Origin of the sequence: Candidatus Burkholderia verschuerenii (assembly GCF_001189365.1) — a bacterium.
Classification (GTDB): Bacteria; Pseudomonadota; Gammaproteobacteria; order Burkholderiales; family Burkholderiaceae; genus Caballeronia; species Caballeronia verschuerenii.
In genome coordinates, this window is sequence record NZ_LFJJ01000001.1 from 1 (window position 1) to 25,161 (window position 25,161).

Genomic DNA, 25,161 nt, shown 5'->3' on the forward strand with positions numbered 1-25,161 from the left:
CGCTTGGCCGAGCGCTGCGGCTGATCATTACAGAAGGACAGGTAGCCGATATTTCGTGCGCCCAAGAGCTGGTCGAGGGACTGCGCCTGAAGGCGGTCATCGCCGACAAAGGCTATGACTCGGATGCCTTTGTCAAAAGCATTCGTGCCAGCCGAGCCAAGACCGTCATTCCCCCACGTTCGAACCCCAAAACACAGCGTCGTTATGACCGTGCCCTGTACCGTAAGCGCAATCTCGTTGAACGCTTCTTTAAGCGTATCAAGCATTTTCGTCGCGTCGCCACTCGATATGACAAACTCGCCCACAGCTACCTCACCTTTGTCTCCATCGTGTCTGCCTTCGGGCCGCTCTTAAATGTGAACAGGACCTAGTCATTTGACTTTTGGCCAAGGCCCTTCGACTCGCGTATTCGGCGGATGTTTCCAGCGACGGAGCGCCGAAGATTCGCGATTCGCAATTTTGTAGGTTTGCCACGCAAGGAACTACCGAAAAATGCACAAGGATCAGTTTTCAACGCCAAAGCGATTTGGCCAACGGTATCGAGGCGGACATTTGCATCTTTGTTTTCAATAAGATGCAGAGTGTTTCGACTTATGCCCGCCGCGGCAGCAAAGTCGTTGCCACTGATTCCATGTTTTTCGCGACTTACTCGAACCGCTTGGGAAAAAAGGGTTCGCGCGGGTAGGCGGGGCCGCTCCATTGACTGACAATTTTCAATTAATCATTCAGGATCTTACACGGCCACGGCGCAGATGCGAGCAGAGACGCTTCCCAAAAAATAATCGTGGATTGAAAAGGCTCCATGGTTGCTGACTGCGGTTCCCTGATCCTGCATGGGACCGACCGTCGATCGCATGAGGACTGGAATTTTCTGTGAGGTTAGCGCGGGGAGTGACAAAGTCATCCGCCAACAGCGGTTCGATCGACGGTCGCTGCACGGTGGTACCGCTGAACGTGCTGCCAACTTGTAGCAGGTGAGCTGTCAGTGTTCTCTGATCACTCGGGTTGGAAGGCGAGACAGCACTCCTTCCAAGCGGCACTTCTTACCATTTTTTGGATGGCGCAAGCGACCGAGTGGAAAGAGGTGCTTATATTTAGAGGCGCTGATAACTGAAGTTTGGCGGCAAAGTCAAACTATGGTTGTCGCAGCACGCCGCGCCTGCTGCTTCTTTTGCGTCAAACGATCCCGGTGAGGTAATACACCGCGATCACGAAGAACACCGCCATCGTCTTGATGACGGTCACCGAGAAAATATCGCGATACGACTCGCGATGCGTCAGGCCGGTCACCGCCAGCAGCGTGATGACCGCGCCGTTATGCGGCAGCGTGTCCATGCCGCCACTCGCCATCGCGACGACGCGATGCAGCACTTCCAGCGGAATATGCGCCGCATTCGCGCCGGCGATGAAGGTATCCGACATCGCCGTGAGCGCGATGCTCATGCCGCCCGACGCCGATCCCGTGATGCCCGCCAGCGTACTCACCGAAATTGCCGCATTGACCGGCGGATTCGGGATGCTCTTCAACGCATCGCTGACGACCAGAAAGCCCCGCAGCGCCGCGATCACGCCGCCGAAGCCGTACTCCGACGCCGTGTTCATTGCCGCGAGCAGCGCGCCCGCGACCGCCACGCGCGTGCCCGTCGCGAAGCGCTCCTTCACGCGCGAAAACGCCGTCAGCAACACCAGCACGATGCCGAGCAGCAACGCGCCTTCCACGGCCCAGATCGCGACCACGGTCTTGATTGCCGTCGTCACCGGCGCATGCACGCCCGGCAGCACTTCCGGCGGCACCGTGTAACTCGCGCCATACCAGGTCGGAATCCACTTGGTCAGCGCGAAATTGGCGACGCCGACCAGAATCAGCGGCGCGATGGCGAGCACCGGATTCGGCAGCGTCGCCGACTCCAGATGCTCCGGCTCGTTGACCAGCGACGTGCCGTAGCCTTTGCCGGTCGCCATCGCGGAGCGGCGGCGCCATTCCAGAAACGTCAGGCCGACCACGATGATGAACGCCGAGCCGATCACGCCGAGCCACGGCGCGGCCCAGCCGGTCGTCTTGAAGAAGGTCGTCGGGATGATGTTCTGGATCTGCGGCGTGCCCGGCAGCGAATCCATCGTGAACGAGAACGCGCCAAGCGCGATCGCGCCGGGCATCAGCCGCTTCGGGATATTGCTCTGCCGATACATTTCCGCCGCGAACGGATACACCGCGAACACCACGACGAACAGCGACACGCCGCCATAGGTGAGCAGCGCGCACACCGCGACGATCACCGCATTCACGCGCGATTTGCCGATATAGCGGATCGCGGCGACCACGATCGCCTCCGAAAAGCCCGACAACTCGATGACCTTGCCGAACACGGCACCGAGCAGAAACACGGGAAAGTACAGCTTCACGAAACCGACCATCTTCTCCATGAAGATGCCGGAGAAGACCGGCGCGACGGCGGCGGGATCGGTAAGCAGGACGGCCGCGAGCGCGGCGATCGGCGCGAACAGAATGACGCTGTAGCCGCGATACGCGGCGAGCATCAGAAACAGCAGTGCTGCAAGGACGATGAAAAACGACATTGAGTCTCCGGCTTGTGAATTTGTTCTTCGGACGAAACGCGCGACTTCTCGTGAAAGCGCGCGCCGGGCGGAATGATAGCTTGGGTGCCTTTAAGGCGGGTTTTGCAGCGTAGCGCGTCAGCGTGACAAGCGCACGCGGCGTGTCCTTATTTTGTCCGCGAAGCGCGTCGTCGCGCCCGGTCGGCGTCAAAATCGGCGCGAAAGCATTGCGTGGCATACTTGCAACATGACGCGCCGAACGCAGCGCATCGCCAACAATAAAGACCTGAAAAACCAAGGGGTGTCGGATGAAACTCGGCAAAGTCTGCGGCCGTCGCGCGCTGTTCGTGATGCTAACCGTGAGTGCGATGGCGCTTGGCGGATGCAGTAGCGCGCCGCCGCTGTTCTCCGCCGACGGCCGTCCGACGCAACAGATCAGCTGCCCCGCCGGCGGCGGCTGGCGCAACTGCACCGATAACGCGAAGGCGCTCTGTCCGGGCGGCTACGACGTGATCGATCAATCCACCGGCGACACCAGCAATTCGCTGCTCGTCGCCTGCAGGGCCGGCGCGAGCCAGTAAGTTTCCGCACGCCGGGCCGTTCAGCCAGGAGATTTGCTGATGTCCCTCGCCGGATTCGATTCCGCGCGGCTCGCCGCCGTGCGCCCCGCGATGCAACGCTTCGTCGATTCGGGCGATATCGCCGGTATCGTCACGATGACGTGGCGGCACGGCGAGATCGCGCAGGCCGACGCGCAAGGTTTCCGCGACGCCGACGCGCGCACGCCGATGACGCGCGACACGCTGTTTCGCATCGCGTCGATGACCAAGCCGGTGACCAGCGTCGCGGCGCTGATGCTGGTCGAACACGGGCGCATCGCGTTGGAATCGCCGGTGGCGCAATGGCTGCCGGAGCTCGCGAATCTGCGCGTGTTGAGCGATCCCGAAGGACCGCTCGCGCAGACCGAAGCCGCGCGCCGGCCGATCACGCTGCTCGATCTGCTCACGCATCGCGCGGGTTTCGCGTATCACTTCACGACGACGGGCGAACTCTCCGCCGCGTACGAGAACATCTTCAACGGCTTCGATGCGACGGTCGATCCGTCGCGCTGGCTCGAACATGTCGCCGCGTTGCCGCTGATCTTTCAGCCGGGCGAGCGCTGGCATTACGGAATCGCGACGGATGTGCTCGGCGTGCTCGTGCAGCGCATAGCCGGGATGCCGCTCGGCGAATTTTTCCGCACGCGCATTTTCGAGCCGCTCGGCATGACGGACACCGCGTTCTGCGTTTCCGCCGATCAGGCCGCGCGCCTGTCGACCTCGTATGCGATCGGCGCGGATGGCACGCGTCATGTCGAAGATCACCCGTCGTCGAGCCGGTGGCTGAAGAGGAGCGCTTTCAGAGCGGCGGAGGCGGACTCGTATCGACTGCCGACGACTATCTCCTTTTCGCGCGCATGCTGCTCGGACGCGGGCGATGGCAAGGCGACGAGCGCATGAGCGGCCAGCGTCTTTTGTCGCACAAATCCGTCGATATGATGCGCGCCAACTTTCTCACGCCCGTGCAACGGCAGATTCCGGCCTTCGGTTATCCGGTGTGGCGCGCGCAGGGTTTCGGGCTCGGCGTCGCGACCATCGACGAACCCGCGCTGCAGATTCCGGCGGGTTACCGGTCGGCCGGATCGTTCTCGTGGCCGGGCGCGCTCGGCACGAGCTGGTTCGCCGATCCGGTCGAGAACATGATCTGCCTGTTTATGATCCAGCGCCGCGCGGAAGAGCCGTTTCCGATCGCGAAGGAATACGAGCGGCTGATCTACGCGGCCATCGACGATTGATGCTTATCGATGCTGCGTCTCGCGCAGCAGCGTAACGTCGTAGCCGAGCGCGCGCGTGCGTTCGAGCAACATGCGACGCAACTCGCCGCCGGGCTTGGCGTCGCGCGTCAGAATCCATAGATAGCGCCCGGTCGGTTCGCCGACGATAGACCAAGAGTAATCGTCGGCGTGATCGAGAATCCAGTAATCGCCGACATAGAACGGTCCGAAGAACGACACCTTCAGCTTGGTCCCGTTCGATCCGGGGACGATCTTCGCGCGTCCTTCCGCCGTGCGATACGGCCCGTTCATTTCGCCCTGATGACATCCGTTGATGACGGAGATCAGCCCGTCCTCGCGCTTCGCGTAGTTCGCGGTGACGGCTTCGCAGCCGCGCTCAAAGCGGTTTTCGTAGCGCGCGAACTCGTGCCAGTGGCCGAGATAGCGGTCGAGATCGACGGCCTTCGACGGCTCCGGTACTTGCTTATTGCCCGCCTTTCGCGTGCCCTTCGATACGCAAGCCGCCAACAAACCGATACCGCCAATCGCGAGCAGCGCCGCAGCCCCGTAAGCCCAGGGTCGTCTGATTTTCATGTCGCTTGATTGCTGTGTGTGAGGAGCGAGGGAAGATGATTGAGCAAACTTCGTTCCGTTGATGCGCCGTCCCGGAAACGCTCACCTTTGGACGCGTCAGGTGAGAAACGCGCGGCATGCGCGACCTTATCCCGAAAATCGGTCGATGCGGCTAACTGTCTGATCGAGCGAGGTTTTCCACGAAAATGCACCGCGCGCGACGCGCATACGTGAAGCGATTCGCACCTAACGATGCACCGCTCGACGTCCTCCCGTATCGACTCACCTATGGCGTTTTTGCAACACGTCTGGACGCAAGGTGCGATTTGTCATACTTGTTCGCGTCACCTCGCGAAAAAATGCAGCTGGTTGGCAAATTCCTTTGCCAACATATAGTTGCGACGCAAAGTAAAGAACTTGCGCGAAACTGTGAAATCGTTCGTGATCCGTAATGAATCGATAGAGTGAGTGTCGCGCGACACATCCAACTCACCGTCGATGCACTCCCGAATCGGCTCACCTTTTTGACACCGGGTATCCTCACGCCTTCCGCACAACTTCTCAGTCGCCGCTTAAATGCCTCCGCCGGTTCACTAGCCTTTCGCGTTTTCAGCACTGTCTTCCCTGCTTACGCCGCTCTTCACCATCATCCTGCCGATCTTCGGTCTCATCTTCGCGGGCTACGCGTGCCGCAAGTTCAACAAGCTCGGGCCGACCGCCGCGTCCGAACTGAATCGCTTCGTCGTGTATCTCGCGCTGCCCGCGCTGCCCGCGCTGCTGTTCGACATCATGGCGAAGACGCCGTGGAGCTCGCTCGATCAACCTGCGTTTATCGCGGCGTTCGGCATCGGGTCGGCGGCGGTGTTTATCGTGACGCTGGTCGTGCGTCTGATGCAGTCGCGTCATCTCGCGGATGCGAGCATCGACGGGCTCAATGCCGCGTATCCGAATACCGGCTTCGTCGGCTTGCCGCTGTGTCTGCTCGCGTTCGGCAAGGAAAGTCTCGCGCCCGCCGTCATCGCGACGATCATTACCGTGTGCGTGCTGTTCGCCGTGGCGATCGTGCTGATCGAACTCGGCCTGCAAACGGAGAAGCGCCTGAGCGCGACGTTCGGGCGCGTGGGGCTGTCGCTGATCAAGAATCCCTTGCTGGTCGCGTCGATCGCGGGCGCGCTGTTCAGCGGCTCGGGCATGCAGGTGCCGGAAGGCGGCGAGGCTTTGCTCAAGCTGCTCGGCGGCGCGGCGAGTCCGTGTGCGCTCGTCGCGCTGGGCTTGTTTCTCGGCCCAAAGGGCGAGGCGCAAAGCGTCAAGACGACCAGCGCGCTCGTCACGCTGAAGCTGTTCGCGCAGCCCATCCTGACGTGGTGGCTCGCGTTTCATCTGTTCGGCTTGCCGCCGCTGTGGTCGAAGACCGCGGTGATTCTCAGCGCGCTGCCGACCGGCACCGGACCGTTCATGCTCGCGGAGTTCTACGATTGCGAGGGCGGCGTGACATCGAGCGCGATTCTGTTCTCGACCGTCGTCTCGCTGATCACGGTGACGTTCTGCCTGACCGTGCTGATCTGATCGCCCGATGCAAATGAGGCAAACGAAGCGCCCATAAAAAACGCCCGGTGACGGGGATCACCGGGCGAATCCACCTGTTTCGATGGTGGAGGAGGGATTCTTCTACCTGCAGTGCTTCAATTCAGTACTTCAACTCGTGCTTCAACTTACTGCGCGCCACGTCCACTCACACCTGCGCGAACCTGCGCGTGACGTTCCTGATACGGACGCAATTGCGGATAGCTCAGCGAATTGACGGGTTCCAGATCGCCGGCGCGGCGCGCGCTCGACAATTCCGCCTTCACTTCGGCGCGCGACTTCGCGTTGTAAGCGGATTGTGCGAAGGCCGGCGCGGTAGCGAGCAGCGCCGACAAGACAACTCCGCTGATCAGTGCGTTCTTCATGAGGTCACTCCTAATTGGCTTGCGTCACGCGACGCTTGAGAGCCAGTCTAGGAGTTTTCTTATGGGACAAAAATACCGATTGAGCAAACACATTGTTGTCGAGACTGGTTGAATGCTGGCGTAGCGTTCGCTCTACGTCTGCAAAAAGTGGTCGAACGAGCGTTATTTCCTCGCGAATGTTTCACCGGAGAATCAAATTCCGCCGTGTAACGGCTTGTTGCGAAGTTATCCACAGTTTCTGTGGATAAACATGGGGATAGTTGCACCGGAACCGCGCAGTGGCGGGGGGCGAACTGGGCTGCCACTTCGATTGACTCAGACTATTGTCTGACGGATAAACCGTCGCGTGGCGTGCCCCGGTCGACTCGCCTATCATGAGCGACGCCCGCATTTTTTTGCGCGATTCCAATTTTTCCCACGATGGAGAGAGAGACGTCATGGTCTACAAGATCGCTGTGGTGGTCGGAAGCCTTCGCAAGGGTTCGTTCAACAAGCAGCTGGCGCACGCGCTCGAATCGCTCGCGCCGGACGATTTCACTTTCGAGCATCTCGATATCGGCGGCCTGCCGCTCTATAGTCAGGATTACGACGCCGACTATCCGCAAGTTGCGCTCGACTTCAAGCAGAAGATCAAGGACGCGAATGCGGTGCTGATCGTCACGCCCGAGTACAATCGCTCGATTCCCGGCGTGCTGAAGAATGAAGAACGCGCTCGACTGGGGTTCGCGTCCGTGGGGACAAAGCGTGTGTGGCGGCAAGCCGGGCGCGATCATCGGCACGTCGATCGGTGCGCTCGGCACGGCGCTGGCGCAATCGCATTTGCGCGGCGTGTGCGCTTACCTCGATATCGCGTTGCTCGGCCAGCTAGAGATGTTCATCAAGCACGACGAGAATCGCATCGACGCGAACGGCAATATCGTCAGCGACGACACGTGCAAGTTCCTGCAGGCGTTCATGGATCGATACGTCGCGTGGGTGCGCAAGCTCGCCGCCTGATTCGCACCAGGCAAACGGCCCGCTGTGAAGCGGGCCGCGTTTTACTCGAAGCGATGGCGTAGATCAGACGTGATGATGTCCCGTCACGCGATCCCAGCCGTGACGAATCGCCGCCTTGAAGCGATCCCACGTATCCGCGCCCGTCGGATGCCGGCTTTCCCAGTCGCGGCGCATCTCGTATTCCATCTGATCGTCCCACGCGCGATTGCGGAAGCGATCGTCGTTGCCGAGCGTCGCGCCGTAGCGATACGCGCTCTGATAATCCTCGTACGGCTCGCCGGTCGTCGCATAGCGCGTGTCGTAGTCCGCGCGGAAGTCTTCCTCGTACTCCATATACTCGTTGGGCACGGTCTGCGGGCCGGTCGCCTGCGTACCTTCCGCCATTCTCATCGGCTCGGAAGATGCACTCATGCTCTGCGACTGCATCCCCGGCGTCTGACTCTGCATGCCCGGTGCCGCCTGATTCGGCTTGGCGGGTTCATCGAGCGGGCCGAGCGGATCGTTCACCGAACGCCATTCGTCGGCCATATCGGTGCGCACGCCGGGCAGCGTGCCGGCTTCCTGACGCGCACGGGCTTCGCGTTCGGTCATCCCTGTATTCGGCGCGAGCGCGTCGCGGCCGGCGAGGGCGTCGCGTTCCGATAACGAATCGCCGGCGAGTTCGCCGCGCGCCGTGGCGGGATTCACCGGCATGCCGGTCACCGGATCGCGTGCTTCGAGCGATGAGTCGGTGCGGCGCGCGCCTTCACGCGGCATCAAGGTATCGTCGGCGGGATCGCTAATGTAATCGCGCGACGACAGCGCCGCCGGATCGCGACGCGCGAGCGGATCGCCCAGCGGATCTTCGAGCGGATCGAGCAGCGGCTCGACGGCCGGATCGCCGACATCCGCGCGCGGATAGGCGCGGGCACGCGGCGTCATGCGCGCATCGTTGACCGGCTCGCGGCCCGGCACGGCGCTGCCGCGTCCGAGGCCCAGTTCGTCGAGCACCGAATGATCGCGCTCGTCTTCGACCGGCGTCGCCGACTCGCGATGATCCAGCGCGCTCCAGCTCGCCGCACGCTCGTCGATATCGACTGCGCCCTGATCGGTGAGCGTCGCGCGCGCGATGTCGGCCTGCTCGACGCTCGGCGTATCGACGGCGACGAGCACTGCGCCGCGCCGCACGGCTTCCGAGTAATGCGCGACTTCCGGCGGCTGCTCGCGTCCGCCGAACAGCATGCTGAAGAAGCGCTCGATGTTCGCCAGAATCCCCGGCTCCTGATGCGTTTCCGCGTCGGGCATCGCGGACGGCACGGCGGCGTCGTCGCGCTTCGGATTCGCCTGCAAGTCGATGTCGGCGCGCGGAAATCCCGCGCTGATTAACGCCGAGCGCGTGTCTTCGGCCTGCGCGTAAGTATCGAAAACTCCGATGACGGTGTGTCGCATGAAAGCCTCCTGCGATTGAGCGGGATGTCGGGATTCCGGCGGCGTTCGATGCGCGCCGCAAGTGTGGAGCATCACGCAACGAGCGTGCCGGGGTCCGGGCGTGGATGCGATCGGCACGCGGATTCACAGAAGGCGAACGGAGAACAAAGCCGCTTTTTACAAAGCGGGTACAAAAGTCCGGCGCGAAGGTCCGGCGCGCGCTCAGCCGTCGAGCGGACGGGCGGCGGCCTTCGTGGGGCCGCTCGCGATGCCTTCGCGAATGGAGCGCAGCAGCGAGTCGAGCAGCGCGATATCGAACGGCTTGGACAGCACGCGGGCATCGACGTGGCGCGCGCGATCGAGTTCTTCCGCGTAACCGGTGACGAGAATCGCCGGAATGCACGGCTCGAAGCGCTCGAGGAATTCGGCCAGATCGATGCCGTTCAAACGCCCCGGCATATGGATGTCGGACAGCACGACATCGAAGGGAAAGCCGCCCGGCTCGTTTCGCCATGCCGCGCGCGCCTCTTCCAGCGCCGCGACGGCGGTGTCCGCGTTGAAGACGTAAGTGACGTGATGGCCCATCATCGCGAGCAAGACTTCGGTGCCGGCGGCGACTTCCTCGTTGTCTTCGACGAGCAGCACGCGCAAGCCCGACACTTCCTTCTTCTGCGCGCTGACCGGCGCGTCCTCGACGACCTTGCCCGTCTGCGCGGCGGCCGCGCGCGGCAGATACAGCCGCACCGCCGTGCCCGCGCCGATCGCGCTGTCGATGGTGGCGAGACCGCCCGCGCGCTCGCAGAACGCGAACACTTGCGGCAGGCCGAGACCGGTGCCCATGCCCTTCGGCTTGGTCGTAAACAGCGGCTCGAAGGCGTGGCCGAGCACGTCGGGACTCATGCCGAAACCGGTGTCTTCCAGCGAGAGCTGCACGAAATCGCTGGTGATCGGAAAGCCGTCTTCATGACGGAAGCGCACGTTGTCCGCGCGCACGGTGAAGGTGCCGCCGTTGGGCATCGCGTCGCGCGCGTTGACGGCGAGATTGATCAGCGCGAGTTCGAGTTCGGCGGGATCGACGCGGATCGCCCAGACGTCCGGCGTCACCGCGACGTTCAGCGCCACCTTCGCGCCGAGCGACGCCCGCAGCAGTTCGCGCCCCGCCGGCACCCATTTGCCGATCGCGATGGTCTCCGTGCGCAGCGGCTGCTTGCGCGCGACGCCGAGCAACTGGCGCGTCAGCGACTGGCCGCTCTTGAGCGCGCGTTCCATCGCGGTGAGTTCGCGATCGAGCCCGGGCGCGCCGCGCCGCCGCGCGATCTGCACATTGATGGAGACGATTATCAGCAGATTGTTGAAGTCGTGCGCGACACTGCCGACCAGATTGACGAGCGCCTCCATCTTGCGCGCCTGCCGGTATGCCGATTCGATCGAGCGGCGCATCGACGCTTCGGCCTGCCAGCGCTCCCACGCTTCCTTTTCGGTGCGCAGCCGACGCAGCGACTGGAAGATCACGCCCCACAGCACGACGCACGGCGCGAAGATCGACAGCGCCAGCACGCTCAGATGCTTCCACCAGTCGGACCAGATCGTATCGATCGGATAGCCGCTCGATACATACACCGGATAATTTCCGACGCGCCGGAACGCGACGATCTTCAGTTGCTGATCGAGGCCTGAGACCATCTGCAGCACGCCCGCGCGCGCGCCGGTGCGGATCGCGGCGCGCAACGGCGAGTCGCTCGCCAGCGACATGCGATCGGGCGGACGCGGCGGATACCACGCCAGCACTTCGCCGTCGGTGCGCGTGAGGCCGAGTGACACGCTCGGCGCATCGCCGATCAGCTCGGGATAGAACGCGTTGAAATACGACGGCCGCAGCGCGATCGACACGATGCCGTCGAACTTGCCGTTCGGTCCGCGCCGCGCCACCGCCGTGTTGAAGACCTGCTCGCCCGCGACCTTGCCCATCATCACGCGCGACACCTGCTCGATGGTGCGCGCGTTGCGCAGACCGCTGAAGTCCTCGCGCGTGGCGATGGTGATATCCGCGCGGCTGGTCGCGAGCAGCTTGCCGTCCGGCCCGAACACCGAAGCCGCCGACACCTGCTGATAGCTGCCGCTCATCGCCTTCAATCGCTGATGGATCGACGCGCCCTGACGGCGGATGCCTTCGGCGTCGAGCCCGTCGAGCAGATCGACGATGCGTTCGTTCAGCGTCACGTTGAGATCGAACACCTTGAGCGCGTGCTCTTCGGCGACCCGCGCGTTACGCGCGACGGCGTTGCCCGCGTCGGTTTCGCGGGCGCGGAAATCGGTAAAGGCGGTAAGCGCGACGTAGACGCAAGGCAACACGATGGCCGCAACCAGCAGCGCATACAGCGTCATGCGCTGCGCGGCGAAGTTGCGTTCGGGCACCACCGGAAACGGCGGTTCCTCTTGCCACTGTTCCGTGGCTTGCTCGGCGTCGGACTCCTCGCGTGGCGGCGTCATTTTTGGCGGAGATTGGCAGCTTTTACTCGTGCGCGGACATGAAAGGACGCTGTGAGCCCCGTGCGACCGTTCTTCCGCAGTGTAACCACGACTAGCATGCACGAACGATGCCAGTTTGCGTGTCCGGAACGGGCGAGTATAGCGTGAAATCGGGTCAGTTCATCATACGCGGCGAACTTAGCGAGAGATTCAAAAGCGCAAACGTACACAAAAGTGAGAAAGGTATGACAAATGCGCCTGATGAGGCGGATTTACCAATATGGTGCATCCACCGGCGCATTCGATTCGATGTCGGCCTTCTGTCGAGTTGCTTTGACATTCTGTTGCACCGACAATGCGTCTTGTCCGATGTTTATGCTCACGCGCAGCGTTTCGCCCGGAGAAATGCCGCGTGAAATCGTGCGCTGGTCCGTAAAGATCGCCGGAGCGGTGTCGTAAACATGCCCGAGAGCGTCCTGTGCGGTCTCATCCGAAGCTACAAGCCCCGAACTAGAACCGCTTACCGATTCTGCCGACCATGCCGTTGCCGATTGTCATAGCCGATGATTCCCTGCTCGCCCGCAAGGTGCTGACGCGCTCGCTGCCCGAGGACTGGGACGTCGACATTTCCTATGCGACCAACGGACGCGAGGCGCTGGAGTTGTATCGCGCGGGCCGCGCTTCCGTGATGTTTCTCGACCTGACGATGCCCGACATGACCGGCTATCAGGTGCTGGACGCGCTGCAGCACGAAGATCTCAACGTGTTCGTGATCGTCGTATCCGCCGATGTGCAGCCGATGGCCAAGGAACGCGTGCGCTCGCTCGGCGCGATCGCGTTTCTGGAGAAGCCGGTGACGCCCGATGCATTGCGGCCCGTTTTGAAGGAGTACGGACTTCATGGCTGATCAGTCGATTCAGGCTTTCAACGAAGACCAGCGCGACGCCCTCCAGGAAGTCGCCAACATGGCGATGGGCCAGGCCGCGACGCGCCTGTCGAAGCTGCTGGGCACGTTCATCGAACTGTCGGTGCCGCGCGTGCGCGTGGTCGACGTGTCGGAGGCATCGGGCGCGCTCGCCGAAATGACCGGCATCACCGATACCGTGACGGCCGTGCGCCAGGGCTTCCGCTCGGACATCAAGGGCGAGGCGATCGTGCTGTGCAAGAGCGGCAGCGTCGATTAGCTGTGCGCGCTCGTCGACGATCCGTAAACCAAGTCGAGCTACGAAACCACGACCCGCGCCAAACTGATTTTCGACGTGGCGACCGTGCTGATGGGCGCGTGCGTGTCGTGCATTTTCGACAACCTCGGCCGCGCGCCGATTTTCTCGCCGCCGGGCATGCTCGGACAGGATTTGTCGCTGGACGACGTGTTCCAGCCCGGCATGCTGGCGTGGAAAACCGCGCTGCTGCTCGAAGTGAATTTCGCGCTGGAAGATCACAGCTTCCGCGCGCATCTGGTGATGCTGATGGCCGAAGATGCGATTTCGCATCTGAATCAGGCGCTCGACGCACTCCTGTCGAGCCTCTGAGCGACGCATGGAACAACTGCGGCAGGTGCTGAGCGAGCTGGTGATCGAACGGGTGGGGTTCGGCATTTTCGTGCTCGACCGCGACCTGAACGTGCTGATGTGGAACCGCTTCATGGCGGACCACAGCGGCAAGCCGGCCGAACAGGTGATCGGCCGCTCGATCTTCGCCAGTTTTCCGGAACTGCCGCGCGTGTGGTTTACGCGCAAGGTCGAAAGCGTGTTCCAGCTCGGCAGCTTCGCGTTCAGTTCGTGGGAACAGCGGCCGTATCTCTTCAAGTTCGACCATGACCGGCCGATCACCGGCGGCGTCGACTACATGCAGCAGGACTGCACCTTCATGCCGGTCACGCACGAGCGCGACGTCGGTGCGGTCTGCGTGACCATTTCCGATGTCACCCACGCCAGCATGATGCAGCGCGCCCGCGACGAAGCCGTCGCCAAGCTGCAGGAATTCGCCGATCGCGACGGGCTGACGGGCATCGCCAACCGGCGTTATTTCGATCACCGGCTGGGCGACCAATTTTCGCGCTGGCAGCGCTACGGCGGCGAACTGTCGATGCTGCTGTTCGACCTCGACCATTTCAAACGCATCAACGATCAGCTCGCCCATCTCGTCGGCGATACCGTGTTGCGCGTGATGGCCGAACGCGTCGCCCGGACCGTGCGCGTGCAGGACGTGTTCGGACGCTTCGGCGGCGAGGAGTTCGCGCTGCTGCTGCCGTGCACGCCCTTCGACGACGCGATGGTCGTCGCCGAGAAAGTGCGCTGCGTGATCGGCGAAACGCCGATCGACGTGAAGGGCGCGCGCGTGCCGGTCACGGCGAGCGTCGGCGTGGCGACGGCGCGGCGCGACGTCACCTCGTCATACGAGGCGCTCATCAATGAATCCGATGCGGCGTTGTATACCGCCAAGCGAGAAGGGCGCAACCGGACGGTCGGCTTCGCCTGAGGCCCGCGCCGAAGCCTTCGCGCAGGCGACACGCGCGGGGCACCGTAACGGGGCGCAAATTGGTATACTTTGAGTCGCTTCCGGCCGAGTCATCGCCGGAAGCGCGCCGTTCTTCCCGCGTTCGAACCCCCGTGCATCACGCAAGCGCCAGGTCATTCCGCGCGCATCCGGGTCTCGTCGCCGCCGGCGTCGTCTCTCAATGCGCCCGCCAGTCGCCGGGGGCGCCACCGCGGAGTCCGCCTTGGCCGTTTCCAATATCATCGCTGACGAAGAATCTTCCACCGATGCCGCGAAGGCATCGTCGGGGAGCTCGTTTTATCTCGCGATGCGCATCCTCCCGGCCGCGCAGCGCGACGCGATGTACCAGATCTACGCGTTTTGCCGCGCTGTCGACGATATCGCCGACAAAGGCACGCTGCCGCGCCGCGAACGCGCCGTCGCGCTCGATCGCTGGCGCGACGACATCGACGCGTGCTACGCCGGCACGCCGAAAAAATCGCTCGAGGCGCTGACGCGCCATATCCAGTCGTTCCACCTGTCGCACGACGATTTCCAGGCCGTGATCGACGGCATGGCGATGGACGCCGCATGCGATATTGTCGCGCCGGACGAAGCCACGCTCGACCTGTATTGCGACCGCGTCGCGAGCGCCGTGGGCCGTCTGTCGGTGAGAATCTTCGGGATGCACGAGGACGCCGGACGCCGGCTGGCGCACCATCTCGGCCGCGCGCTGCAACTGACCAACATCCTGCGCGATATCGACGAAGACGCCGGCATCGGCCGCGTCTACCTGCCGCGCGAACTGCTGGCGCGCGAAGGCATTTCGACCAGCGATCCGGCCAGCATCGTCGGCGACGCGCGGCTGCCGCGCGTGTGCGCCGTGCTCGCCGAACGCGCCAAGGGACATTACGCACAGTCCGACGCGATCATGGCGGCGTCGCCCCGATCGCAGGTGCGCGCGCCGCGCATCATGTCGGCCGCGTATCGCACGGTGCTCGACGCCAATCTCAAGCGCGGCTTCGACCTGCCGCGCGAGCGCGTGCGCACGCCGCGTTCGCGCCTGTTGTGGATCGTGGCGCGCAATCTGATCTGATGCCGCGGCTGGTTCACGTCGTCGGCGCCGGTCTTGCCGGACTCGCGGCAGCGGTGCAGGCGCAGCGGCGCGGCGCGCGCGTCGTGCTGCACGAAGCCGCATCGCACGCGGGCGGACGCTGCCGTTCCTATTTCGATACGAAGCTCGGGCTCACCGTCGACAACGGCAATCATCTGCTGCTGTCGGGCAATCAATCGGCGATCGCGTATCTCCGTGCGATCGGCGCGACCGATACGCTCGAAGGTCCCGCGCAGGCCGAGTATCCGTTCTTCGATCTGGCGAGCGGTCAGGAATGGGCGATCCGCATGTCGAACGGCCGTCTGCCGCGCTGGATTTTCGATGCAGACGCGCGCGTGCCGAACTCGCAGCCCGCCGACTATCTCGCCTTGCTGCCGGTGCTGTTCGCCAAGCCGGGCCGCACCGTCGATGAAACCGTGCGCAAAAAAGGCCGCGTGTGGGATCTGCTGATCCGTCCGCTGCTGCGCACGATGCTCAACGCCGATCCGTCCGAGGCAAGCGCGACCGTCGCCGGGCAATTGCTGCGCGAAACGCTGGCGGCGGGCGGGCAGGCGTGCCGTCCGCTGATCGCGAAGAGCGGGCTGTCGAATGCCTTCATCGAACCGGCGCTGCGGCATCTGCAGTACGGCGGCGCGGAAATTCGGCTCGGCGCGCGCGTCGCGGGCATCGGCGTTTCGGGCACGGATTCGAAGGAGCGTGTAAGCTCGCTCGCGTTCGACGATTCGACGGACTCGCTTGTGATCGCGCCCGGCGACGGCGTTGTGCTCGCGGTGCCGCCGGACGTCGCGCGCAGGCTGGTGCCGGACATCGCCGCGCCGGATACGTATCGCGCAATCGTTACCGTGCACTTCGCCGTCGATGCGCCGATGGGCGCCGCGCCGCTGACGTGCTTCGTCAACGGCACGTCGGACTGGCTGTTCGCGCGCGACGACCGGCTCTCGGTGACGCTGGCAAGCGCCGACCGGCTGCTCGCCACGCCGCACGACGAGCTCGCGCGCACCGCCTGGCGCAAAGTCGCGAAAGCCATGCGGCTGCCGCCGGAGCCTGCGCCGCCCTGGCAGGTCGTCGTCGACGAACACGCGACTTTTGCCGCGATACCCTCGCAGGAAGGACTGCGCGCGGGGACGCGCACGCGCTGGAACAATTTCACGCTCGCGGGCGACTGGACGGCCACCGGCCTGCCCGCGACGATCGAAGGCGCTATCCGCTCGGGCCAGAAGGCCGCGGATACGCTGATGAACCCATCGATGGAAAGCAGATGAACGATTTATCCCTGTCGGCCGAAACGACTCCGCCGGCGAACGCCACAGCAGCCACGGCAGCCACAGCCGAGACACTCGCCACGCCCGTCACGCGCGCGTTGCCCGATTCCGCGCTCGACGCGACGATCAACCGCGCCACCGACGCGCTGCTCGCGGCGCAGCTTCCCGATGGCTACTGGCTGTACGAACTCGAAGCCGACGCTACCATTTCGGCCGAATACGTGCTGCTCGTCCACTATCTCGGCGAGCAGGCGAATCCCGAACTCGAAGCGAAGATCGGCAGCTATCTGCGCCGTATCCAGCGCGAGAACGGCGGCTGGCCGCTGTTCGCCGATGGCGCGATGGACGTCTCCGCGACCGTCAAGGCGTACTTCGCGCTGAAAATGATCGGCGATTCGCCCGATGCCGACCACATGCAGCGCGCGCGCGGCGCGATTCTGGCGGCGGGCGGCGCGGAAAAGGTCAACGTCTTCACGCGCATCTTGCTGGCGCTGTTCGGCGTGGTGTCGTGGCGCGCGGTGCCGATGATGCCCGTCGAGATCATGCGTCTGCCGATGTGGTTCCCGTTCCATCTGTCGAAGGTGTCGTACTGGGCGCGCACGGTGATCGTGCCGTTGCTGGTGCTGAACGCCAAACGCCCGCGCGCGCGCAATCCGCGCGGCGTGCGTATCGACGAAGTGTTTCGCGATCTGCCCGTCAACACGGGCATGCCGTCGCGTTCGGGGCATCAGAGCCGCGGCTGGTTCGCATTTTTCCGCGTCGTCGATTCGATTCTGCGCGTGGCCGATCCCGTGCTGCCGAAGGGCGTCCGCGAGCAGGCCATCAACGAAGCCGTGCGTTTCGTCGACGAACGGCTGAACGGCGAGGACGGCCTCGGCGCGATTTTCCCGGCGATGGCCAACTCGGTGATGATGTACGACGTGCTCGGCTACCCGCCCGAGCATCCGAACCGGGCGATCGCGCGCAAGTCGCTCGACAAGCTGCTGATCATCGACGACGCCGACGATGGCGAAGCGTATTGCCAGCCGTGTCTGTCGCCGGTGTGGGATACGTCGCTGGCGGCGCATGCGCTGCTCGAAACCGGCATGCCGAAGGCGCGCGCGGCGGTGTCGCGCGGTCTCGAATGGCTGCGTCCGCTGCAGATTCTGGATGTGCGCGGCGATTGGATTTCGCGTCGTCCGAATGTGCGGCCGGGCGGCTGGGCGTTCCAGTTCGCCAATCCGCATTATCCGGACGTCGACGATACGGCTGTCGTCGCGATGGCGATGGAACGCGCCGACCGCGAAAACGGCACGGCGATGTACGGCGAGGCGATCGCGCGCGGGCGCGAGTGGATCGTCGGCATGCAGAGCGGCGACGGCGGCTGGGGCGCGTTCGAGCCGGAAAACACCCACGAATATCTCAACAACATCCCGTTTTCGGATCACGGCGCGCTGCTCGATCCGCCGACCGTCGATGTCTCCGCGCGCTGCCTGTCGATGCTCGCGCAACTTGGCGAAACGCCCGCCAACAGCGAACCGGCGCGGCGCGCGCTCGATTACATCGTCAAGCGGCAGGAACGCGATGGCAGCTGGTACGGGCGATGGGGCCTGAACTACGTCTACGGCACCTGGTCGGCGCTGTGCGCGCTGAATGCGGCGGGCATCGGCCCGGACGATTCGCGCGTGAAGCGCGGCGCGGACTGGCTTATCGCCATTCAGAACGCGGACGGCGGCTGGGGCGAGGACGGCGAGAGCTACAAGCTCGACTATCGCGGTTACGAGCAGGCGCAGAGCACGGCATCGCAGACGGCGTGGGCCGTGCTCGGGCTGATGGCGGCGGGCCGCGTGGACGATCCGGCGGTCGCGCGCGGCATCGACTGGTTGCTGAAGACGCAGCAGGATCATGGGCTGTGGGACGAAACGCGCTTCACCGCGACCGGTTTCCCGCGCGTGTTTTATCTGCGCTATCACGGCTATCGCAAGTTCTTCGCGCTGTGGGCGCTGGCGCGGTATCGCAATCTGACGCGCGAAGGTCTGACGCGCGTGTCGGTGGGCATGTGAAAGCGCTCGTCGGGCGATCCGCCGACGCCGCGCGTCGCGACATGCGCTGCATCGCGCCCGTGATCGCGGTCACCGGCATGGCGTTCGAAGCGAAGATCGCGCGCGGACGCGGCGTCGAAGCTGTGTACGCGGCGCGCGCCGACTGGCTGGAGCGCGCGTTGTCCGAAGCGTTGACGCGCGGCTGCTCGGGCATCGTCAGCTTCGGGACGGCGGGCGGACTCGCGCCGGATCTGGAACCGGGAACGCTGATCATCGCGGATACGGTGAGCGGTCCGTTCGGTCCGTTCGGTCCGCTGAAGACGGACGAGGCGTGGTCGGCCCGCATCGTCGATGCGCTGGCGAGCCCGCCGCTCGCGCGCGTCACGCGTCGCGGCGCGATGGCGGGCGTCGCCGCGCCGGTCAAGAGCGAGGCGGAAAAGCGCTCGCTGCATTCGGCGTCGGGCGCGCTGGCGGTCGATATGGAATCGCATATCGCCGGGGCGATCGCGACGGCGCGCGGCTTGCCGTTCGCGGTGTGCCGCGCGGTGGTCGATCCGGCGTGGCGCACCTTGCCGCCAGCCGCCACGGCAGGCCTGCGCGATGACGGCACGACCACGATCGGCCCGATTTTGCGCGAACTGATGCGCCAGCCATCGCAATTCGGCGCGCTGCTGCGCCTCGCCGGCGATGCGCGCGCGGCCAAATCGACGCTCGTTCAGGCGCGCCATGCGTTCGACATCGCGGGCGCATTCGCTTTCGACTGATTTTTAATCTTGCTTTCTGCGGGTTAACCCCTATCTCAGTATAATCAAGGAAAACCCTTAGTCGATGCGCGCGCTATTCGCTGCGCATCTGCAGGAAAGACAGAGGATCAGCCATGAATTTTCATACTCGCAAATGGGTCAAGCCCGAAGACCTGAATCCGAACGGCACGCTGTTCGGCTGCAGCCTGCTGCGCTGGATCGACGAGGAAGCGGCCATTTACGCCATCCCGCAACTGGGCAATCAGCGCGTCGTGACCAAGTTCATGTCGGAAATCAACTTCGTGAGTTCGGCGCGTCAGGGCGACATCATCGAACTGGGCATCACGGCGACGCATTTCGGCCGCTCGTCCATCACGCTGCGCGCGGAAGTGCGCAACAAGATCACGCGTAAAAGCATTCTGACGGTCGAGAAGATGGTGTTCGTGAATCTCGACGAGAAAGGCGACCAGTCGCCGCACGGCCGCACGCAGATTCGTTACGCGGATGAGCTGTTCGAGCAGTATCGGAAGGATGTGGGCGAGGTGGAAGCGCCGAAGTTGTCGGTTGAGGATTTGGCGGAGGAAGCGCAATAACGCATTTGGCATGCGCGCCAGTTGAGCCTAAAATAGGGCTAAATTTAGCCCTATTTTTATCATGGAACGCATTCACAGCGTACTCAGCGTCAGCATCTCGGAGTTCAAACAGAATCCGAGCAAGGTGATCGAAGAGGCCAACGGTGAGCCGGTCGCCGTGCTCAATCACAATCGCCCGGCGTTCTACACGGTTTCGCCCGAAGTCATGGCTCAAATGGCCGAGCTATATGACGAGCAGCAACTCGCGAAGCATGTGCAATCTCGCCTCAAGTCGGTGAGCCGCGCGGTCAAGGTCGATCTCGACGATCTTTGATGCCATATGAACTTCGCTTCGTGCCGGAAGCGCTGGAAGACTGGGCACAGCTAGACGGATCGATCAAAACGCTGTTCAAGGCCGGCCTCAAAAAGCGGCTTCTGACTCCACGTGTTCCCGGTGCCGAACTCAGGTCGCCATTGGTCGATTGCTACAAGATCAAAATACGCGGCATCGGCTATCGGCTGGTGTATCTCGTGCGTGACGGCGAAGAGCCGGCCGATATCGTCGTGCTCGCGGTCGGGCGTCGTGGTGGCGGCATCTACGAGGCAGCCGCTGCCGTTTGGGAGCAAGGACGCAGTCTCGAAGACGAGTGAACCGGTCAACGTCGCGAAGAAAAACTGGCGCTTTCCGCGCCCGTTTCCATTTCTACCCGCTCACCGGCATCACTTCTTCGCCGCACCCGGATCGTCATACTGCGGCAAGCCCATCGCCTTGCTCGAACTCGGGCCGGGACCGTTCGTGTCCGGCGTGTTCGCGCCACCGGCCGGCGCCGATGCGCCCGGATCGCTGTAGTTCGGCAAGCCTTGCTCCGAACTGCCGCCGCCCGTGCTTCCCGCCGGCGCGCTCGCGCCTTCCGGCGTTGCCGCGCCTTCATCGCCATAGTCGGGCAAGGTCGAGGCACCGCGGCCCGTCAGCAGATACTGGCGACGCTGCATATACGCATCGCGGACGAAGGCGTATTTGTCGAGCGCCGCTTGCGACAGAAGATCGGTCGCGCCGATCAGATCGGCACGCGCGCTGATGAAGTTCACGCCGTACAGCGGCCAGCGAATATAGTCGTCGGCATAGCTGATCGGATTCACGCGCCAGTCGACCAGCCAGGTGGTCGAATCGCGAATCGAGCTCGGACCGAGCAGCGGAATCACCAGATACGGTCCGGAAGGCATGCCGTAATGGCCGAGCGTCAGACCGAAATCCTGATGATGCTTCGGCAAGCCCGCAGGCGAAGCAATATCGATCAAACCGCCGATACCGAACACCGAGTTCATCGCGATCCGCATCAAATCGTGCGTCGCGTCGGTGATCTTCAGCTGCAGCAGGTTGTTCGCGAAGTTGCTGAAATCGCCCAGATTCGAGAAGAAGTTGCTGACCGCCGTGCGGAACGGGCTCGGCGTGTAGTCGACGTAAAACTGCGCGGCCGGCTTCGAGACGTAGGTATCGAGCGTGTCGTTGAACTTGAAGACCGTCCGGTTCATCGGCTCGAGCGGGTCTTTCGGATTGCGATCCGGGCCGGTCGCGCATCCCGTCGTCGCGATCGTCGAGGCAATGGCCAGACTCCATCCCAGTTTGCGTAGCGCGCTTTTCGATAAGGCCGATCCCACGGTCATTCTTCAATTCCTCTTAGGTTGTCATGTCGTTCGGCGACGCGCAGCTTCGCCCGGTCGGCCGCGCGCACGCGGCGCGGCTTGCCCATCAGCACGGGCTGGAACACCACCGCGCCGATCAGCGTGCAAAAGAGCGACAACGCCAGCAGCCGGCCCATGCTGGACGTGCCCGGATGATGCGAAAACCACAGGCTGCCGAACGCGGTCGCGGTAGTCGCGGCGCTGAACATCACGGCATGAGTGAGACTGGATTGCAGCAAGCGCGTCTGACCCGAGCGCCAGGCCATCACGAAGTAAACCTTGAACGCCACGCCGACCCCGAGCATGAGCGGCAACGCAATGATGTTCGCGAAGTTGAGCGGCATCCGGAACACGACGCACAACTCGAGCGTGACGATGGCGGAAACGAGCAACGGTACCAAAGTTCTCAGAACATCGCCGAAACGACGCAGCGCGATCCATAGCAGCACGGCAATGGCGATCAGCGAATACGCGGCCGCCTGCTGGAACGCCTTGATGATCAGGTCCGCCGAATGACGCACCGAAATCGGCCCGCCGATGGCGTTCGGCTCGGCCTTCTGCACGGCATCGGCGAAATGGGCGAGCAGGGTGTCGTCGTTGGGATCGACGCCGGGCGGCGTTTTCGGCGACACGGAGACGAGCGCTTGTCCCTTCGCGTTGATCAGGTCGTCGGCGAGCGCGGGCGGCAGCGTATCGCGGGTGATTTCGCTCGGCGTGAGCAGCGCGCGCAATTGCGCCAGCGCGATGCGCAATGGATCGGCCATCGCGTGTTCGGCGCGATCGCGGGTGGCGGCATCGACGGCGGCGAGCTTGGCGAGCGTCTGCGACAGATGCTTGGCTTCGTTCGCGCCCGCGCCGGGATGTTCGTCGGCGGCGAGCGACAACTGGCTCGACACGCGCTTGAGCGTCGCGACGCGCACGTCGTCCGTGACCGGCGATGCCGTTTGCTGCGTGAGCGCGGGCATCAGCTGATCGGCGGCCGTTTTGATGAGCGCGAGCTTTTGCGGCTGATCGGCGGGAATCAGCGACGAGAGCGTCGATGCGCTGCCCACTTGCGGCAGCGCGCGCAGCTTCGCGGCGATGCGGTCGGCATCCGCGAGCGACGGCGCCAGCACGGCCACATTGTTCACCGACGCTTCCGGCGAATCCTTCAGCGAGGCGAGCGTCGCCATCGACTCCGTGTGCGGATCCTTCAGATGCAGCGGATTGAAGTCGAAGCGCAACTGCGTCAGCAGCGGCAACGAGCCGATCACGACGACCAGCGTGCCGATCAGCACCGGCTTGCGATGCCGATCGAGGAATTCATCGACGGGAGCGAGCACCGGAAAGCCCGGCGAACTGGCTTCGCCCGGCGGCGCGAACACCTTGATCAGCGCGGGCAGCAGCGTCATGTTCGTGATGTACGCGACGAACATGCCGACGCCCGCGATCAAGCCGAGTTCCGACACGCCGCGATACGCCGTCGGCAGGAACGAGAAGAAGCTCGCGGCGGTCGCGGCGGCGGCGAGCGTGAGCGGCACGGCGACATGCCGCGCGGTCTCCGCCAGCGATACATCGAGCCGCTTGTGCTTGTGCCGTTCCTCGCGATACTTCACGCCGAACTGAATGCCGAAGTCCACGCCCAGGCCGACGAACAGCACCATGAACGCGACCGAAATCATGTTGAGCGCGTGGACCATCATCAGGCCGAGCGCGGCGGTGATCGCGAGCCCGACGAACAGCGTGATGAACACCGCGAGAATCATGCGCTTGGAGCGCAGCGCGACCCACAGGATCATCAGCACGACGAGGAAGGTCAGCACGCCGTTGAGCACCGCGCCGTCCTGCACGGAGGCGAATTCCTCGTCGGCGAGCGGTTGCGCGCCGGTCAGACGCACGCGCGCCGCATACTTTTTGTCCAGGCCGAGTTCGGTGAACTTGGCGCGGATCGCATCCGATGCACCCGCCGCCGCCTTCAGCGCGTTGAAGTTAAGTTCGGGAATGACGGTGACGAACGCGCGTCCCGGCTGACCGTCCTTCGATGAATCGGCGATATCGCGCCACGAGAACGCGGCGGGCTGATTCGCGAGCACGCGGTCGAGCACCGTCGCGCTCGTGCCCAGCAAATGCGACATCTGGCCGAGATTCACCTGACCGAGCATCAGCGGCACGTTGAGCGTGGTGTTGAGCGTCTGCGCGAGGCCGGTCAGCGTCGGATCGTGCGCGAGCTGATTGACGAGCGGGCGCGCCTGCGCGAGCTGCTTCGTGACTTCATCGACCTTGGCGGGCGGCAAGTAGAGCAGGCCGTTGTGCTCGAAGAAATCGCCGCCTTCCGGCTGCGCGACCGACTTGAATTGCTCCGGCTCCTTCGCGAGCGCGGTGGCGAGTTCCGTCGCGGCGGCGCTGGCGAATTCGGGCGCGGGCGCATCCACCACGATCAGCAGCGTCGCGCCGCGCGAGGGGAATGCATCGTCGATGGCTTTATCGCGCGCCGCCCAGTCGGGCTCGTTCTCGATCAACTGACTGACATCCGTGCTGATCTTGAAGTGATGGACGACATAAATCGTGCTCAGCACGCCGAGCAGCAGCGAAAGGCCGATAATCCGCGCCGGCTTGCGGATGGCCAGCGTAACGAAGCGGGTAATGTTGGACGTCAGCATGAAGACGCTACCGGATGGTCCTGTATTTTTTTGCGCACCGCAGTGCGGACAACGTTGAGGCCGAGATTCGGCGAAGTTCGGTTCTAACGCATGAAACGATTACGATCGCCGCGCAAGTATACCGGTCCGTTTCACTAGCCGACCGCGCCTGACGCGGAGTGAACTGTCGCGTGGCGGCGCTGTCGGTATACTGGCTCCACAGCCTTAACCGGCGGCCTTCGCCGCCGACGAACCATCAAGAATAGAGAACGGGCGCCATGAAACGCTATTTGTCGATTTACTTCGCTTTCCTCCTCGCCACGCTGACTTTTTCCGGCGCGGCGCTTGCCCAGACCAGTCCCGATGCCGTCGTGAAGGATGCCGTCCAGGGCACCGTCAACGCGATGAAGGCCGATCCCAAAGCACGCGGCGGCGACATGGCGAAGATCACCGAACTCGTCGAGACGCGCTTTCTGCCCGCCACCGACTTTCAGCGCACGACGCGCATCGCCGTAGGCAAGGCGTGGACCAGCGCCACGCCCGAGCAGCAAAAACAGCTGTACGACCAGTTCCAGACCTTGCTCGTTCGCACCTATGCCGCGTCCCTGTCGCAATTGCGCGACCAGGACGTGAGCTTCCGCTTCGACGCGCCCAAGATCGACGCCGGCGCGAAGGATACGGTCGTCGAATCGCACGTGGTGTCGGCGGGCGGCGGCGACAATCCGGTGCGCTATCGGCTGGAAAAAATGCCGCAAGGCTGGAAAATCTACGACATCGACATGATGGGCGCCTGGCTCATCCAGGTCTATCAGTCGCAATTCGCCGGTCAGTTGCAGAAGGGCGGCGTCGATGCGCTCATCAAGTATCTGTCGGAACACAACGCCCGCTCGGCCGGCTGATCGCCCGA

At 63.7% G+C, this 25,161-nt stretch carries 23 protein-coding genes and 3 pseudogenes; 17 read left to right on the forward strand and 9 right to left on the reverse strand.

What is annotated here, in order from left to right:
- A partial coding sequence (locus BVER_RS29700) for an IS5 family transposase (protein WP_157055853.1) occupies positions 1–371 on the forward strand: 371 nt, incomplete at its 5' end.
- On the opposite strand, the gene BVER_RS35840 is transcribed toward BVER_RS29700, so the two are convergent.
- Complete coding sequence (locus BVER_RS35840; protein WP_083451979.1) at positions 368–700, reverse strand: helix-turn-helix domain-containing protein; 333 nt, start codon at positions 698–700, stop codon at positions 368–370. The genes BVER_RS29700 and BVER_RS35840 overlap by 4 nt on opposite strands.
- Before the next feature lie 476 nt (positions 701–1,176).
- A complete protein-coding gene (locus tag BVER_RS00010) occupies positions 1,177–2,577 on the reverse strand; it encodes a GntP family permease (protein WP_050451342.1) in 1,401 nt (466 codons plus the stop codon).
- Between the two features lie 287 nt (positions 2,578–2,864).
- Here BVER_RS00010 and BVER_RS00015 point away from each other — a divergent pair, with 287 nt between their 5' ends.
- The 3 genes and pseudogenes from BVER_RS00015 (at position 2,865) to BVER_RS35015 (ending at position 4,390) form a co-directional block, all read left to right on the forward strand.
- Positions 2,865–3,137: a hypothetical protein gene (locus tag BVER_RS00015; protein WP_232316317.1), complete on the forward strand. Its 273-nt coding sequence runs from the start codon at positions 2,865–2,867 to the stop codon at positions 3,135–3,137.
- 135 nt (positions 3,138–3,272) lie between these two features.
- Positions 3,273–3,800, forward strand: a pseudogene (locus BVER_RS35010) (serine hydrolase domain-containing protein); the annotation flags it as partial.
- A gap of 134 nt (positions 3,801–3,934) precedes the next feature.
- Entirely contained in the window at positions 3,935–4,390 is a 456-nt protein-coding gene (locus tag BVER_RS35015; RefSeq protein WP_269750716.1) for a serine hydrolase, read from the forward strand.
- 3 nt (positions 4,391–4,393) lie between these two features.
- Here the strand turns inward: BVER_RS35015 and BVER_RS00025 are convergent, their stop codons facing one another.
- Positions 4,394–4,963, reverse strand: coding sequence for a lipocalin family protein (locus BVER_RS00025; RefSeq protein WP_050451344.1), 570 nt, complete (start codon positions 4,961–4,963; stop codon positions 4,394–4,396).
- Positions 4,964–5,566: 603 nt separating this feature from the next.
- On the opposite strand from BVER_RS00025, the gene BVER_RS00030 reads away from it, so the two are divergent.
- Entirely contained in the window at positions 5,567–6,508 is a 942-nt protein-coding gene (locus tag BVER_RS00030) for an AEC family transporter (RefSeq protein WP_050451346.1), read from the forward strand.
- Between the two features lie 146 nt (positions 6,509–6,654).
- Here BVER_RS00030 and BVER_RS00035 read toward each other — a convergent pair whose 3' ends face one another.
- Both BVER_RS00035 and BVER_RS33180 read right to left on the reverse strand, forming a co-directional pair.
- Entirely contained in the window at positions 6,655–6,891 is a 237-nt protein-coding gene (locus BVER_RS00035) for a DUF4148 domain-containing protein (RefSeq protein ID WP_050451347.1), read from the reverse strand.
- A gap of 320 nt (positions 6,892–7,211) precedes the next feature.
- On the reverse strand, positions 7,212–7,496 hold the full coding sequence (locus BVER_RS33180; protein WP_232316325.1) for a hypothetical protein: 285 nt from the start codon (positions 7,494–7,496) through the stop codon (positions 7,212–7,214).
- Here BVER_RS33180 and BVER_RS00040 point away from each other — a divergent pair.
- A pseudogene (locus tag BVER_RS00040) lies at positions 7,389–7,887 on the forward strand (NADPH-dependent FMN reductase). The gene BVER_RS33180 and the pseudogene BVER_RS00040 sit on opposite strands and share 108 nt — an antisense overlap.
- Positions 7,888–7,950: 63 nt before the next feature.
- Here the strand turns inward: BVER_RS00040 and BVER_RS00045 are convergent.
- Entirely contained in the window at positions 7,951–9,315 is a 1,365-nt protein-coding gene (locus BVER_RS00045; RefSeq protein WP_050451349.1) for a hypothetical protein, read from the reverse strand.
- 201 nt (positions 9,316–9,516) lie between these two features.
- On the reverse strand, positions 9,517–11,784 hold the full coding sequence (locus BVER_RS00050) for a hybrid sensor histidine kinase/response regulator family protein (RefSeq protein ID WP_050451352.1): 2,268 nt from the start codon (positions 11,782–11,784) through the stop codon (positions 9,517–9,519).
- 517 nt (positions 11,785–12,301) lie between these two features.
- Between BVER_RS00050 and BVER_RS00055 the strand changes: the two genes are divergently transcribed.
- The 10 genes and pseudogenes from BVER_RS00055 (at position 12,302) to BVER_RS00100 (ending at position 20,604) form a co-directional block, all read left to right on the forward strand.
- Positions 12,302–12,670: a response regulator gene (locus BVER_RS00055; RefSeq protein ID WP_050451354.1), complete on the forward strand. Its 369-nt coding sequence runs from the start codon at positions 12,302–12,304 to the stop codon at positions 12,668–12,670.
- A pseudogene (locus tag BVER_RS00060) lies at positions 12,663–13,295 on the forward strand (chemotaxis protein CheC). The gene BVER_RS00055 and the pseudogene BVER_RS00060 overlap by 8 nt, the downstream one beginning before the upstream one ends.
- 7 nt (positions 13,296–13,302) lie before the next feature.
- On the forward strand, positions 13,303–14,244 hold the full coding sequence (locus tag BVER_RS00065) for a GGDEF domain-containing protein (protein WP_050451357.1): 942 nt from the start codon (positions 13,303–13,305) through the stop codon (positions 14,242–14,244).
- 241 nt (positions 14,245–14,485) lie between these two features.
- On the forward strand, positions 14,486–15,337 hold the full coding sequence (gene hpnD / locus BVER_RS00070; protein WP_050451359.1) for a presqualene diphosphate synthase HpnD: 852 nt from the start codon (positions 14,486–14,488) through the stop codon (positions 15,335–15,337).
- Complete coding sequence (hpnE, locus tag BVER_RS00075; protein WP_050451361.1) at positions 15,337–16,617, forward strand: hydroxysqualene dehydroxylase HpnE; 1,281 nt, start codon at positions 15,337–15,339, stop codon at positions 16,615–16,617. The genes hpnD and hpnE overlap by 1 nt, the downstream gene beginning before the upstream one ends.
- Positions 16,614–18,659: a squalene--hopene cyclase gene (gene shc / locus BVER_RS00080; RefSeq protein ID WP_083451980.1), complete on the forward strand. Its 2,046-nt coding sequence runs from the start codon at positions 16,614–16,616 to the stop codon at positions 18,657–18,659. The genes hpnE and shc overlap by 4 nt, the downstream gene beginning before the upstream one ends.
- A gap of 41 nt (positions 18,660–18,700) precedes the next feature.
- Entirely contained in the window at positions 18,701–19,402 is a 702-nt protein-coding gene (locus BVER_RS00085) for a phosphorylase (RefSeq protein ID WP_050451532.1), read from the forward strand.
- A 113-nt stretch (positions 19,403–19,515) separates the two neighbouring features.
- Positions 19,516–19,974 (forward strand): acyl-CoA thioesterase, encoded by a 459-nt coding sequence (locus BVER_RS00090; RefSeq protein ID WP_050451363.1) that lies wholly within the window; start codon positions 19,516–19,518, stop codon positions 19,972–19,974.
- A gap of 61 nt (positions 19,975–20,035) precedes the next feature.
- Positions 20,036–20,287, forward strand: coding sequence for a type II toxin-antitoxin system Phd/YefM family antitoxin (locus BVER_RS00095; RefSeq protein WP_050451365.1), 252 nt, complete (start codon positions 20,036–20,038; stop codon positions 20,285–20,287).
- Positions 20,287–20,604 carry a type II toxin-antitoxin system RelE family toxin gene (locus BVER_RS00100; RefSeq protein WP_050451367.1) on the forward strand — a complete coding sequence of 106 codons (318 nt, stop codon included), beginning with the start codon at positions 20,287–20,289 and terminating at the stop codon, positions 20,602–20,604. The genes BVER_RS00095 and BVER_RS00100 overlap by 1 nt, the downstream gene beginning before the upstream one ends.
- Before the next feature lie 69 nt (positions 20,605–20,673).
- Here BVER_RS00100 and BVER_RS00105 read toward each other — a convergent pair whose 3' ends face one another.
- Positions 20,674–21,618 (reverse strand): MlaA family lipoprotein, encoded by a 945-nt coding sequence (locus BVER_RS00105; RefSeq protein WP_050451368.1) that lies wholly within the window; start codon positions 21,616–21,618, stop codon positions 20,674–20,676.
- Positions 21,615–24,275: a hopanoid transporter HpnN gene (gene hpnN, locus BVER_RS00110; RefSeq protein ID WP_050451369.1), complete on the reverse strand. Its 2,661-nt coding sequence runs from the start codon at positions 24,273–24,275 to the stop codon at positions 21,615–21,617. Before hpnN ends, BVER_RS00105 begins: the two co-directional genes overlap by 4 nt.
- Positions 24,276–24,532: 257 nt before the next feature.
- Here hpnN and BVER_RS00115 point away from each other — a divergent pair, with 257 nt between their 5' ends.
- The gene (locus BVER_RS00115; protein ID WP_050451370.1) at positions 24,533–25,153 is read left to right on the forward strand and encodes an MlaC/ttg2D family ABC transporter substrate-binding protein; all 621 of its coding nucleotides are present in this window, start codon (positions 24,533–24,535) and stop codon (positions 25,151–25,153) included.
- Positions 25,154–25,161: the final 8 nt, after the last annotated feature.